We start from the raw sequence: 13,303 nt of genomic DNA on the forward strand, positions 1-13,303 counted from the left end.
AGCCGTGACGAGGGCCCGCTCAGCCGACGACGTGGTCGAGGTAGCACCACCGCCATGACTCCCCCGGCTCGATCGAGCGCATGACCGGGTGCCCGGTCTCATGGAAGTGCGCCGTCGCGTGCTTGAACTCCGACGAGTCGCAGCAGCCGACATGCCCGCACTCGAGGCACAGGCGCAGGTGCACCCACGTCGTCCCCTGCCGCAGGCACTCCTCGCAGCCTTCGGGTGTCCGAGGCTCAAGGCAGGACTCGCCGTCCTCCAGGTGCTCGCACGGGGCTTGGATGGTCTCCACGGGCAACATCTCACTCTCTGCCAGACGTTCGGTCTGCTTGTCGATGCGGTCGAGCATCGTCTCCTCGAGGTCGAGCGCGCCGAGCACGACGCGCAGCACCACGTGGTCGGCGCGACCCTCGTCGCGCAGCCGAAGGACCTCGTCGCGCTCGGCCTGGAGCATCCCCAGCCTGGCACGGACGTACCGGTCGCTCGGCGTCTCCGCGGCGTCGGCTCCACGAGGGCCGAGCCGCTCCCACATCTGGTTGAGCCGGTCGTCGGAGCGCTCGCGGAGCACCTCACGGGTGTCGGGGTCGACGTCCGGGGTGGCGTCGAGCCGCTCCAGCCCGACGCGGGTCGCGGCCTGCAGGACCGTCGCGGCCTGGAGCGCGTCCTCCCGGGGGTCGGGCCCGCGGACGCCGAGCCGATGGGCGAGCTTGGGCAGGGTCGTGCCCTGGATCAGCAGCGTCCCGACCGTGACGACGACGGCGATGAGGATGAGCACGGCCCGGTTCGGCGTGTTCTGCGGCAGCAGCAAGGCGGCGGCGAGCGTCACCACGCCGCGCATGCCGGCCCACGACAGGACCACGCTGTGCGACCACGGCGCCGGGGGCTCGCGGTGCAGCACCGACGTGCTGAACCACCGGAACGGCACGATCCACATCGGCCGCAGCACCAGCACGGCCAGCAGCGTCCCGAGCGCGGCGAACGCGATCTGAGTGCCATCGAGCGGCGAGGAGCTCACGTCGTCGATGACGTAGTAGACCTGCAGCCCGATGAGCAGGAAGACGGCGTTCTCCAGGAGGAACTGGATGCTGCGCCAGTTGATCCGCTCGCTGAGCCGCGAGGCGCCCGACTGCGACCGCGGTGACCGGTGGCCGAGGACCAGCCCGGCCGTGACCACGGCGATGACGCCGGACGAGTGCAGCTCCTCGGCCGGCACGTACGCGGCGAACGGCACCATGAACGAGAGCACCGTGTCGAAGGCGGGCTCGGTCGTGAACTTGCGCCGCAGGGCCTCGACGATCGCCGCCACGAGGATGCCGATGGCCACGCCCCCGATCGAGGCCCACGCGAAGTCCAGCACGACGGTCCCGAAGGTCACCTCGGTACTCAGGCCCGTGGCGGCCAGCCCGGTCGCGGCAAGAGCGGTCCGCAGCGACACGAGGGCCGTCGCGTCGTTGACGAGGGACTCCCCCTCGAGGATCGTGACGAGCCGCCGAGGCAGCCCGATCCGGCGGCCCACCGCAGTCGCCGCGACGGCGTCGGGCGGCGCCACGATGGCGCCCAGCGCGAAGGCGACCCCGAACGTCATGCCGGACGCGGGTCCGAGCGCCCACATGAGGAAGACCGCAACGCCGAGCGCCGTGAAGACGACCAGGCCCACCGACAGGCTGAGGATGACGCCCTTGTTGTTGCGGAAGTCGACCAGCGAGGTCTGGATGGCGGCGGCATACAGCAGCGGCGGCAGGATGCCGAGCAGCACGACCTCCGGGCTCAGCACCACCTCCGGCACGAACGGCAGGTACGAGCCGACGATGCCGATGACGATGAGCACGAGTGGCGCGGGCAGGCCGAAGCGCTCGGCGAGCCAGGCGCCCCCGAGCACCGTGGCGGCAATGGCGAGCAGCGCGATCGCGATCTCCACGTCGCCATCCTGTCAAGGCGTGTCAAGCACGTAACGACCGCATCCACCAGGCGACCACGACTACCGCGGTCGCCGGCCACAGGGCGGTCAGGTGAAGAAGGACCGCACCGCCGCGATGACGCGGTCCTGGTCCGCGTCCGTCAGCTCGGTCGCACAGGGCAGCGAGAGGCCGCGCGCGAAGAGCCCGTCGCCGACGCCGCCCCCGATCACCGGCATTGCGGCGAACGGTGGCTGCGCGTGCAGCGGCCGCCACAGGGCGCGCGCCCCGACCCCGAGGCCGTTGAGGTGAGCCAGGAACTCGTCGCGCCCACGCCCGTCGGCCTCGGGGACGAGGACCGAGTAGAGCCAGTACGTCGCGTCGAGCCCCTTGACGCGCGGTGGCAGCACGAGCGGCAGGTCGGCCAACGCCTCGTCGTAGCGGGCCGCGATGCGGTGCTTCGCCCCGACGAACTCGTCGAGCCGCTCCAGCTGGGCGAGCCCGAGACCGGCGGCGAGGTTGGTCAGCCGGTAGTTGTAGCCCACCTCGTCGTGCAGGTACCCGACGTCCGGGACCTTGGCCTGTGTGGTGAGGTGCCGCGCCCGCGCGGCGAGGGCGTCGTCGTCGGTGACGATCATGCCGCCCCCGCCGGTCGTCGCGATCTTGTTGCCGTTGAAGGAGAAGCAGCCGACGGTGCCGACCGTGCCCGTGTGCCGCCCGGCATACCGTCCGCCCGTCCACCCGGCGCCCAGCGACTCGGCAGCGTCCTCGAGCACGGGTATGCCGTGCCGGGCGCAGGCGTCCATGAGCGGTTCCATCTCGGCTGGCTGGCCGAGCACGTGGACGACCTCGACGACTGCGGGCAGGCGCAGGCCCGCCTCGGCCCGACGGTCGAGCTCGCGGGCGAGCAGCTCAGGGTCCATGTTCCAGGTGCGGGTCTCGGAGTCGACGAAGACCGGACGGGCGCCGACGTACGCGATCGGGTTCACCGACCCGACGAAGGTGAAGTCGGAGCAGAACACCTCGTCGTCCGCCTGGACGCCGAGCAGGACGAGGCCGATGTGGATCGCCGCGGTGCCGGTGGCGCAGGCGACCGCATGCTTCGCGCCCACCCGCTCGGCGAAGCGCCGCTCGAACTCCGAGACGAAGGGTCCGACGGACGAGACGAACCCTGACTCGACAGCTTCCAGAACATAGCGCCTCTCGAGCTCGCCGATGTTCGGCACGGCGAGCGGGATCGTGCCCTCCGGCCCGCGCGCTCCGGGCGCGTGAGTCTCGGTCACCGGTGGTACCGCCCGGCGGTCTCGGCGTCGACGCGCGGGCGGAGCCACTCGGCGGTGGCCGCGAGGCCCTCCTCGAGAGACACCGTCGGCGCCCAGCCGAGCACATCGTTGGCCTTGGACGGGTCGGACAGCAGGATCTGCACCTCGGAGGCCTCAGGTCGGATGCGGGAGCTCTCGGTGACGACGTGTGCGTCGCTCCCGGTGACCTTCTTGCACAGCTCGACGACGTCCGCGACCGAGACGGTCCGCCCGGTGCCGAGCTGGATCGTCGTGCCGGGCGCGACGTCGGCGAGGGCTGCTCGCACGAACCCGTCGGCCGTGTCGGTGACGAACGTGAAGTCCCGCTTCGGCGTCAGGTCGCCAAGCCTGAGCTCCGACGCTCCGGCCAGCAGCTGCGACAGCACCGTCGGGATGACCGCGCGGGTGGACTGCCGGGGGCCGAACGTGTTGAACGGCCGGAGTGTCGTCACGGGCGTCTCGAACGACAGCGCATAGGACTCGCACATCTTGTCGGCGGAGATCTTCGTTGCCGAGTACGGCGACTGCCCGCGAAGCGGGTGCGTCTCCGTGATCGGCACCGACTCGGGCGTGCCGTAGACCTCGGACGTCGACGTGTTGACCATCCGTGGGATGCCGTGACGCCGCACTGCCTCGAGCACGTTCAGGGTGCCGATGACGTTCGTCTCGACATAGGAGCGCGGGGCGACGTACGAGAACGGGATGGCGATGAGGGCGGCGAGGTGCAGCACGACGTCGGCCCCCTCGGCGCTGGCGAGGACGTGCTCCGGGTCGCGGATGTCGCCGAGGACGACCTCCGCCTGCCCGTCGCGGACCGCCTGCTTGAACGTGTCCGACTCGTCGAGCCAGCCGGTCGACCCGTTGCTGTTGTACAGGCAGAACGCCCGCACCCTCGCGCCGTCCGCGACGAGTCGCTCGACGACGTGGGACCCGATGAACCCGTCGGACCCCGTGACGAGGACGGTCTTGCCCGCGATCGACCCGGTCATCGGTCGCGCGGTGGGCTCGGAAGCGGATTGGTTTGTCACTGTTGCCTTTTCGTCGTCTGCATTGATGCGGTCTCGGTCGTCTCGCGTGACCCAGCGGGTATGCCGCCCGCCGGGGTCCAGGTCATGCCTCGCCTTTGGCGCGGGCCAGGTCGGTCGGGGTGCCGACATCGATCCAGTCGGACTGGATCGGCCATGCGGTGACCCGCTCGCCACGCTCGAGGCAGGTCTCGACGAGCTCGGGCATCGTGCTCGCCTGCCCCTCAGGGAGCCACGCGAGCGCCCGCGGGTCGACGGCATACACGGCGGCGTTGATGTCGAAGCTGAGTGTGGGCTTCTCGGAGATCCCGGTCACCTGTCCCTGCTGGCTCTCGACGACGCCGAAGGGCACTTCGTGCTGGTAGGTGCGGGTCGCCACGGTCACCATGGCGCCGGTCCGCACATGCGCCTCGAGGAGGTCGCTCGCGTCGAACTCGACCATGAGGTCGCCGTTCATCACCACGAGCGGGTGCGCGAGGTCGGGCCGCTCCGCTCGCAGCAGCGTGAGCGAGCCGGCCGTGCCGAGCGGGAGGTCCGGCTGCTCGCGCAGATAGCGGACCGTGCAGCCGAGGCGCGACCCGTCGCCGAGGTGCTCCTCGATCTGGTCCGAGAGGTAGTTGACGCTGACGTAGATCTCGCGGACGCCGTCGCCGACGAGGCCGAGCACGATCCACTCGAGGATCGACCGGCCGGCGACCGTCATGAGCGGCTTCGGGGTGTCCCTGGTCAGGTCGCCGAGGCGGGTGCCGCGACCGCCCGCCATGATGACCGCCGTGTTCGGCAGGGGTGCCGCCCCGATGACGTCGGAAAGGGTGTGCAGTCCCACGAGCGTGCCGTCGGCGGCCAGCTCGGGGACCACGGAGATCCGCAGGGCCTGCATGAGGTCGAGCACGAGGGCGCGTGGCGAGCCGGCAGCGACGACATGCGGCGAGCGCGTCGCGTGGTCGATGGCGGCGTCGTCGAGGCTCGACCCCTTGAGGAACGCACGCCGCAGGTCGCCGTCGGTGAGCAGGCCGGCGAGGCGCCCGTCGTCGGAGACGAGGAGGCAGGCGAACGACCCGGTGCGGTCCACGACCTCGAGGGCGTCGCGGATCGTCGCCGTCGTCGGGGCGGACGTGGCCCGCAGGTCTCGAGCGGTCACGGCTGCTCCTTCCGGTCGCTGGACGGGGTCCGAGGCTTGGTGGGCACGGTCTTGGCGCCTGGCGTCCCCTTCCCACCCGGAGGCGGACCCACCGGCCGGTCCACGAACCTCTTGACGCGCGGGGCGTGCGCCGCCTCTCGAACGATATCGACGATGGCCGTGCTCGCCGCACCCGTGCCGTAGGGGTTGACGACCGCCCTCGCCCGGGCCCGGCCCTGCTCCGACACGGCCTCACGGACCGCCGCCTCCACGGGGCTGCGACCCTCGCCGGCGTGCACGACGTTCTCGCCCCGCAGGCGACCACGCTGCCGGTCACCGATGTCGACCGCCGGGATGTGCAGGGTCGCCGCCTCGATGACCCCCGAGCTCGAGTTGCCGACGACGACGTCGACCGCCCCGAGGACGCCCGGGTAGTCGCGCCCGAGTGCCTCGACGAGCCGCACGCGCGGCTCCCGGTCGGCGAGCTCGGTGAGCTCCTGGATGATGTCGTCGCGGCCGGCGTCCATGCCGGGGTAGGTCGCCACCACGGTGCCGCACACCGCAAGCGTCGCCTCCGCCGCCTGTCGGGCCCACTCGCCCACCGGCGCGCGCACGTGGGCCGTCGGCGGGTGGTACGTGAAGAGCGCGACCGGGCGCTCGACGGCCTCCAGGCCGAGCAGCGTGGCGAGGTCGGCGTCCGTCGACGGTGTCGCGGCAAGCAGTCGGTCCAGACCAGGCGCCCCCGTGACGTGGATGCGGTCGTCGGGCTCCCCGAGCTGCCGCAGCCGGTCTGCTGCGTCGGGCGATGCGACGCAGTGGTGGTCGGCCAGCTTGGTCACGGCGTGACGGACGCGCTCGTCGACGGCTCCTTCGGTCACCTCCCCGCCGTGCAGATGCACGACAGGGATCCCGAGCAGGAACGCCGGGGGCACCACGTAGAGCAGCTCCCACCGGTCGCCGAGCACGACGAGGACATCGATGCCCAGCTCGGGAAGCAGGACGCCCGCAGCACGGGTCAGCTCGGCTCCCTGGTCGAGCTGCGCCTGTGCGGTCACGGCCATCATCGGCGGCGCCAGCTGGACGACGACGTCGCGCCAGCGCTCCGCGGTCTCGGAGGACGGCAGTGCCGCGGCAAGGTCGTCGGCGGCATACATCACGCCGGTCAGGACGCGCAGCGAGATGTCCTCGGAGGCCTGGAGCGCCTCGATGACCGGCGACAGCGGCCCGAGGTCGGCCCGGGTGCCGACGAAGACGGCGACGGTCAGCGGGGCCATGTCAGCGCTCGAGGTCGTCGAACGTGACCGGGGCGCCCGCGGCCACGTCGCGGGCCAGGACACGGCCCCGGATGTCGACGGCAGGGCTGACCCCGCCCTCCGGGCGCAGCAGCTGCAGCTCGGCGCCGCTCAGCGTGGTGCCGGCCGGGAGGGCGCGCGCGGCATGCCACGAGCGGCGGACCAGGGTGGCGTTCTCCTCCTCGGACGGCATGCGGCGCTTCACCCCGTCTCCCAACGCGCGCGCGAGCTCCTTTGTCGCGGAGACATACTCGGTCAGGGCGCCGGGCTCGAGGCTGGCCAGGTGGTCGGGCCCGGGCAGCGTGCGGTCGCTCGTGAAGTGCTTCTCGAGGATCGGAGCGCCGAGCGCCACGGCGCCGAGTGCGGTCGTCAGCCCCGGCGTGTGGTCAGACCACCCCACGGGTATGCCGTGTCGCGCGGTGAGCCGCGGGATCACCCGGAGGTTGCACTCCTCCACGGGGGCCGGGTAGGCCGAGACACAGTGGAACAGCACGAGCCCGGGCGCGTCGGCGCACGCCTCGACTGCGGCCGCGACCTCAGCCTCGGTCCCCATCCCCGTGGAGACGAGCAGGGTGACCCCGAGCCGGGCCATCTCGCGCAGGTAGGGCAGGTTGGTCAGCTCGCCCGAGCTCACCTTGAGCGCGGGCACGCCCAGCTCGACGAGCAGGTGGGCGCTGTCGATGTCGAACGGCGTCGACAGGAAGGTCGTGCCGGCCTCGGCGGCGTGGTCACGCAGCTCGACCCAGGCGGCCTGGGGCAGGGTGAGCGCCTCGAGGAGGCTGCGCTGGTCGGCGCTGCCGCCGCGGTCGCGCTGGTAGGGAGTCGTCGCCGCGGCCGACGAGACGAGCTTGTCGGGTGAGAACGTCTGGAACTTCACGGCGTCGGCGCCTGAGGCCGCGGCGATGTCGACGAGCCGGTGCGCGAGGTCGACGTCGCCGTTGTGGTTCACGCCGGCCTCGGCGATGACATAGACGTCGCCCGGTGTGGGCACGATGCGGCCGCCGACCTTCGCCCGCCGCACGCCGGACATCTCGGGCAGCTCAGGCTCGCCAGGCACCTCAGGCACCTCGGGCACCTCGGACCCGCTCACGGTCCCGCTCACGATGCACCTCCTCGTCTGCGCTTCACGGCCGGCACACCCACAACGGTCTCGCCGTCGGCGACCTGACCCGTCACGACCGCGCCCGCACCGATCGTCGCACCCGCGCCCACGCTGACGCGTGGCAGCACGCGCGCGCCGCTGCCGACGAGCGTGCCGCCCCCCACCGCTGCGCCCCCGAGCAGCGCGGCGCCCGGGGCGATGTGGGCTCCGGCGCCCACGCGGCAGTCGTGCTCGACGACGGCGCCGGTGTTGATGATGACGGCCTCGGCGATCCGGGCCGCAGGCCCGACATGCGCGTGCTCGAGCACGACGGTGCCGTGGCCGAGGATGCAGCGGGGGGAGACCGTGGCCGTGCGAGCGACGACGGGTGGGACCGGCAGGCCGCGGGCTACGAGCTCGTGGACGATCGACGCACGGGCCGGGTTGGCCCCGATGGCGACGACACCGGAAAGCTGCTCGGCCTCGATCCGGGCGAACGCCTCCCGGTCGTCGGCGAGGACGTCGAGGTGCCACGGCTCGGAGTCCGTGACGCCGGTGACGGCGACGACTCGCTCTCCCGCGCGCTCGAGGACGTCGACCACCGAGCGCGCGTGCCCGCCGGCGCCGAACACCACCCAGCCGACGGCTCCCTGGACCTCCATCTCAGGCCCCCTCTGTGGTGGATCGGGCGGCGTCGTGTCCGAGCGACGCAGCCGCCTCGGCGAACGCCTCGCCCACCTTGCGGATGTTGTCCGGCTCGAGAACCGCCGGCACCCGCGGCGGGTCGAGCACGAGCCCTTCCCACGAGTTGCGCACGTAGCGGTCGACGAACCAGTCGTCGATGTCCTTCTCGTCGGCGCGCAGGGACTCCCAGGCGCGGTTGGCCACGAACTCGCGCAGGTCGTCAGGAGACGCGAGCGTCGCGACGTTCGGCAGCCTGCTCCAGGGCATGTCGGCACCGGTGACGACGGGCAGCCCCAGCAGGCCCGCCTCGAGGCCGACGGTCCCGGTCGCCGTGACCGTGAAGGCCGCCCGCTTCATCAGCTCTCGTGAGTCGGCGAAGGGGTCGATCGTCGCGATGTTGGGGTGGACGTCGAACTGCGGCCAGTAGTCCGGGTCCCGACGCCACATGAAGTGCGCGTGCTCCTTGACCGCGACGCCGATGTCGAACGGCGCGAGTGCGTCGGCGAGCACCCGGGCGGTGTACGCCTGGTCGCGCCACTCCTGCCCCATCACGTCGGCGCTCGACTCCGGCTGCACCTGCAGCGGCAGGAAGACGTACCGCTCGGGCACCGGGTCCCAGCGGCGGGTGCGGTACTCGCGAAGGTTCATCCTCGCCTTGACCGGGTTGAGCCACGGCAGGCGGGCGTAGTCGGTGGGCCTCGGCAGCTGGAGGTTGGCGCCCCGGTCGACGGCGAACTCCCTGATCCGGTCGGTCGCGAGCCGCCAGATCTCCTGACCCGACTCGACCTTGAGGTTGCGGGCGTAGCCCATCGGGCGGCCGTGCTCCTCGCGCCACGCGCGGATGAAGTCACGCCCCGCGGCCGTCGCCGACGGGTCGTCGACCGCTCGCTCCCACAGCGTGATCCCCTTCGGCGCGCCGATGAGGCCGAACCGGTCGGACGGGAGCCGTATGCCGCGCGGCCACGTCGCGAGCCCACCGTGGTGGGTGACGAGGCCGGCCGTGAGCAGCTCGGAGGTCACCGTGAACTCGACGAGCGCGAGCACCGGCCCGCGACCCTCGATGGCCGACTCGAGCTCCTCCGCGGCAAGGTTGAGGAAGTTCATCGCGGTGTCGACCCGGTTGCGCCGCAGGGCGCGCTCCGACACGAGGAGGTCGAGCACGTCGAGACCGACGCCGGCGCAGGCCCGCTTGAGAGCCGCGTGGGGCGCGAGGCCACTGACGACGTTCGCCTTGCGCGCGGCGGCATACGGGAGCCTGACCGTTGTGGCTCGCGGCGCATGTCTGCGGACCCACGCGAGGTTGGCGTCGGTGCGCACGACGAGGATGAGGTCCTTCGTGTCGAACCCCGCATGCACGAGGGCCGGAACGAGCAGGTCGTCGTAGCCCAAGCCCATATGGACGAGCGGTGTCACCACGAAAGCATGTCTCCTAGCGTGTGTCGCGGGCGGCTGGCCGGGCGGCGCCCCATCCTATCCGCGCAGCACGCGCAGGATCCGCGGCGCGATGAGCACGCCGGCGACCGCGACCGCGCCCACTAGGGCAATGCGCACCCAGACGAGCACTCCCTCGAAGGAAAGGGCAGCGCCGACCAGCGCGAGCGCGACGGCCAGGGCAGCCACGCCCCAGAGCGCAGCGGGCCAGCGCAGCGTCGAGTGGGTGCGGGCGAACCATGTGGTGAGCGCCATGAGCACCGCGTACCCGACGGCCTTGGCTACGGCGATGCCGACGATCCCTTCCGCCGGCCCGAGCCACACCGCCAGCGCCACGACCACCGCGAGGGCGGTGAGCGCCGCCCAGGCGAGGCGCCCGGTGCGCTCGGCGTCGAGCACGGCGAGCGAGCTCCCCTGGTAGACCATGTACCAGACGGCGACCGTGCAGATGACCCCGAGCGCGCCGACGATGGCGTCGCGGTCGAACTGGGCCGGGGCCATCACGGTCACGAGCCACGGCCCGAGCAGGGCCACTCCGGCCGCGCCTCCGCCGACGACCGTCGTCAGGGACGTGCCGGTGTGCGCGGTCCACGCCCAGCGCTCCCGGAGCGGATGTGAGAGCACCAGCGGGCCCCAGGCGTTGAAGAGCGCGACCGCGAGGACGAAGGGCATGTTGCCCAGCTGGAGCGCGACCTGGTAGCTGCCCGCCGCATCGGACCCCAGAAGCCACTGGGTCAGCAGCACGTCACCGCTGAGCAGCCCCAGCATGGCGGCCGCCTGCGGGAGCAGCGGCGCGCCCAGGCGGACACCCGCCCTGACGCGCGTGCGCTCGGCCGTCGGGGGTAAAGGTCGCCCGAGCACGACCGCGACGACCGCGGACAGGGCGACGACCACGGCGTATGCCGTCAGGTACGTCCCGGCGGTCGGGTCCGTGCGCGCCGCGAGGAGTCCAGCGAGCTGAGCGCCGACCGTCGCGAGCACCGCGAGCAGGAGGAAGCCCCAGGGCTGCAGGCGGGCTCGCATCAGGGTCTGCCCGGAGACGACTGTGGTGAGGCCGACGGCCGCGACCACGAGCGGGATCCACTGGGCAAGGTCCGCGTGACCGCCCGCCGAGAGCACCAGAGCGACGACGATGCCGAGCAGACCGAGGGCGAAGGCAAGCAGGATCATGGTGCCCGCGAGGGCTCTGGCGACGCGCGGTCCCTCCGGCCCGCGGTGGTGCTCCCGGAGGATCACCTGCGGCAGGCCGGCGGCCGCGATGGTCCCGACCATCTGGACGATGACCAGCCCCGTCGCGACCCGGCCGAACTCCGACGGGCCGAGCACGCGGGTCGCGAAGGGCAGCACGAGCAGCACCCCGAGACCCTGCAGCGCGGTGCCGGCGAGGTAGACGACCGAGTGCCCGGCCAGCGACCCGGACCGGCCGGTGGACTCGGCGTCGGTGGTCGGCTCGGTGCTCACACCCCGAAACCTACTGGTCCGCGCCGTCGGGCCGGGTGCGCCGGCCTCGCGAGCGGCCGGCGGCGGGCCCGACCGACCTCCACCAAGCCACCGGTCCGGCATACCCTCGCGTGATGGCCACTCTCGTGGCGGTCCGCCGGTCCTGGGGCGGCATGAGATGGTGCATGCTGTGGACGGGCTGAGGCAGGAGCGACCCCCGGTCGTCGTCGTGCGCGGGTCCGGCTCGATCGGCCAGCGGCACGCCCGCGTGCTCGCCGCGCTGGGTGCCGGCGTCGCCGTGTGGCCCGTCCGCCCGCGCCGGCACGCCGAGGTCGCCGTCGCGCCGGCCTCAGGGTCGCTCGACGCCCCGGCCTCGCGACTCCTCGACGACGGGACCGGCCCGGCCGCCCTCGCAGACGCCGACCTCGTCGTCGTCGCGACCGACACCTCCCGGCACGTCGCCGACGCGGTCCAGGCCCTCGACGCCGGCGCCCGCAGGGTGCTGGTCGAGAAGCCGGTCTCCCCCACCGTCATGGCGGCCGACCCGCTCGCGGGCCATCCGCGGGCCGACGCGGTCTGGGTGGCGGCGCCCCTGCGGGCGCACCAGGGCTTCCGCCACGTCGCGGCGCACGCCTCGGAGGTCGGGTCGCCGGTCTCGGCGCACGTCTGGTCGCAGTCGTGGCTCCCCGACTGGAGGCCCGGCCGGGACTACCGCGAGTCCTACTCCGCCCGCGCCGACGAGGGTGGCGTCCTGCGCGATCTCGTCCACGAAATCGACTACGCGACGGTCCTGCTCGGAGAGCCGGCTCTGCTCGGTGCGCGACTGGACCACGACGGCCCGCTCGACATGGCAGCCGAGCAGGCCGCGTCCCTGCTGTGGACCACCCCGAGTGGCGCGACCGTGACCATGCGCCTGGACTACATCTCACGGCCGACGACCCGCGGCCTCCTCCTCCGCGGTCCTGAAGGCAGCCTCGAGTGGGACGTCGTCACGGCGAGGGTCCGGCACCGTGCTGCCGACGGCGAGGTCACGGAGCGCGTCTTTCCGGCCGACCTCGACCGTGACACCGTGATGGCGACCCAGGCCCGCGCTGCCCTGGACCTGTTGCCCGTGGCTGCCGGAGCAGCCCGCCTCGAAGCCGGTGCCCCGGCTACGCTCGCCGAAGGACTCGCAGCCCTGCGACTCTGCGACGCGGCACGCCGACTGAGCGACCCGGCATACGGCCCGGCGGCCCCGCACGGAACCCGGGGTGGAAAGGCAACGAGCACGTGAGCGACCCGACGTCCCAACGGATCCTGGCTGTCATCCCCGCCCGCGGCGGCTCAAAGGGCCTGCCCGGCAAGAACATTCGCCCACTCTGCGGCCTGCCGCTCATCGCACACTCCATCCGTGCCGCAGCCCTCACGCCCGTGGTCGCACGATGCGTCGTCACGACCGACTCCGCTGAGATCGCCGAAGTCGCTCGCGCCAACGGCGGTGACGTGCCGTTCCTGCGGCCTGCGGAGCTGGCTCAGGACGACACACCGATGGCACCGGTCGTCCGCCACGCCCTGGAGTGGGTCGAGCGCGAGGAGGGGCAGAGCTACGACGCCGTGCTGCTGCTCGACCCGACGAGTCCGGCCCGCGTCCCGCAGCAGCTCGCCGACGCCGCGGCGAGGCTCGCAGCAGACCACGCACTTGACGGCGTTGTCAGCGTCTCCGAGCCCACGTTCAACCCGGTCTGGGTCGGCGTCCGTCCTGACGAGTCGCCGCGTGGCGCCCTCGCCCGGTACTTCGACAGTGGCGTGGGCGTGACCCGCCGACAGGACGCTGGGCGCTTCCTCCGCATCAACGGCAACTTCTACTTGTGGCGCTCGGACTTTGTCCGCCGCCTCGCCGCGTCGTGGTTCGACGAGGGCGTCCACGCTGGGGCGGAGATCCCTGAGGCGCAAGCGTTCTCGATCGACGACGAGTACGAGTTCCGGCTCGTCGAGGCACTCGTCGGGGCCGGCATCATCACGCTGCCCTGGCTCGAACCGACACAAGGAGCGTGA

General features: G+C 72.5%; 11 protein-coding genes. 2 read left to right on the forward strand and 9 right to left on the reverse strand.

Annotated features, from left to right (window positions below; translation table 11 throughout):
* Positions 1 to 19 precede the first annotated feature (19 nt).
* From ACWEOW_RS13595 to ACWEOW_RS13635, 9 genes are all read right to left on the reverse strand, one after another.
* Positions 20 to 1,918 carry a Na+/H+ antiporter gene (locus ACWEOW_RS13595; protein ID WP_452269737.1) on the reverse strand — a complete coding sequence of 633 codons (1,899 nt, stop codon included), beginning with the start codon at positions 1,916 to 1,918 and terminating at the stop codon, positions 20 to 22.
* A gap of 87 nt (positions 1,919 to 2,005) precedes the next feature.
* The gene (locus ACWEOW_RS13600; protein ID WP_452269738.1) at positions 2,006 to 3,178 is read right to left on the reverse strand and encodes a DegT/DnrJ/EryC1/StrS family aminotransferase; all 1,173 of its coding nucleotides are present in this window, start codon (positions 3,176 to 3,178) and stop codon (positions 2,006 to 2,008) included.
* Positions 3,175 to 4,185 (reverse strand): SDR family NAD(P)-dependent oxidoreductase, encoded by a 1,011-nt coding sequence (locus ACWEOW_RS13605; RefSeq protein WP_452269739.1) that lies wholly within the window; start codon positions 4,183 to 4,185, stop codon positions 3,175 to 3,177. Before ACWEOW_RS13605 ends, ACWEOW_RS13600 begins: the two co-directional genes overlap by 4 nt.
* Positions 4,186 to 4,306: 121 nt before the next feature.
* Positions 4,307 to 5,362 (reverse strand): nucleotidyltransferase family protein, encoded by a 1,056-nt coding sequence (locus tag ACWEOW_RS13610; protein ID WP_452269740.1) that lies wholly within the window; start codon positions 5,360 to 5,362, stop codon positions 4,307 to 4,309.
* On the reverse strand, positions 5,359 to 6,615 hold the full coding sequence (gene neuC / locus ACWEOW_RS13615) for a UDP-N-acetylglucosamine 2-epimerase (RefSeq protein WP_452269741.1): 1,257 nt from the start codon (positions 6,613 to 6,615) through the stop codon (positions 5,359 to 5,361). The genes ACWEOW_RS13610 and neuC overlap by 4 nt, the downstream gene beginning before the upstream one ends.
* Position 6,616: 1 nt before the next feature.
* The gene (locus tag ACWEOW_RS13620; protein ID WP_452269742.1) at positions 6,617 to 7,735 is read right to left on the reverse strand and encodes an N-acetylneuraminate synthase family protein; all 1,119 of its coding nucleotides are present in this window, start codon (positions 7,733 to 7,735) and stop codon (positions 6,617 to 6,619) included.
* Positions 7,732 to 8,376: a NeuD/PglB/VioB family sugar acetyltransferase gene (locus ACWEOW_RS13625; RefSeq protein ID WP_452269743.1), complete on the reverse strand. Its 645-nt coding sequence runs from the start codon at positions 8,374 to 8,376 to the stop codon at positions 7,732 to 7,734. The genes ACWEOW_RS13620 and ACWEOW_RS13625 overlap by 4 nt, the downstream gene beginning before the upstream one ends.
* Position 8,377: 1 nt before the next feature.
* Positions 8,378 to 9,811 (reverse strand): hypothetical protein, encoded by a 1,434-nt coding sequence (locus tag ACWEOW_RS13630; protein WP_452269744.1) that lies wholly within the window; start codon positions 9,809 to 9,811, stop codon positions 8,378 to 8,380.
* Positions 9,812 to 9,868: 57 nt separating this feature from the next.
* Complete coding sequence (locus ACWEOW_RS13635) at positions 9,869 to 11,290, reverse strand: lipopolysaccharide biosynthesis protein (protein ID WP_452269745.1); 1,422 nt, start codon at positions 11,288 to 11,290, stop codon at positions 9,869 to 9,871.
* Positions 11,291 to 11,459: 169 nt separating this feature from the next.
* On the opposite strand from ACWEOW_RS13635, the gene ACWEOW_RS13640 reads away from it, so the two are divergent.
* On the forward strand, positions 11,460 to 12,542 hold the full coding sequence (locus ACWEOW_RS13640; protein WP_452269746.1) for a Gfo/Idh/MocA family protein: 1,083 nt from the start codon (positions 11,460 to 11,462) through the stop codon (positions 12,540 to 12,542).
* Entirely contained in the window at positions 12,539 to 13,303 is a 765-nt protein-coding gene (locus ACWEOW_RS13645; RefSeq protein WP_452269747.1) for an acylneuraminate cytidylyltransferase family protein, read from the forward strand. Before ACWEOW_RS13640 ends, ACWEOW_RS13645 begins: the two co-directional genes overlap by 4 nt.

Source organism: Monashia sp. NPDC004114 (genome assembly GCF_053603855.1).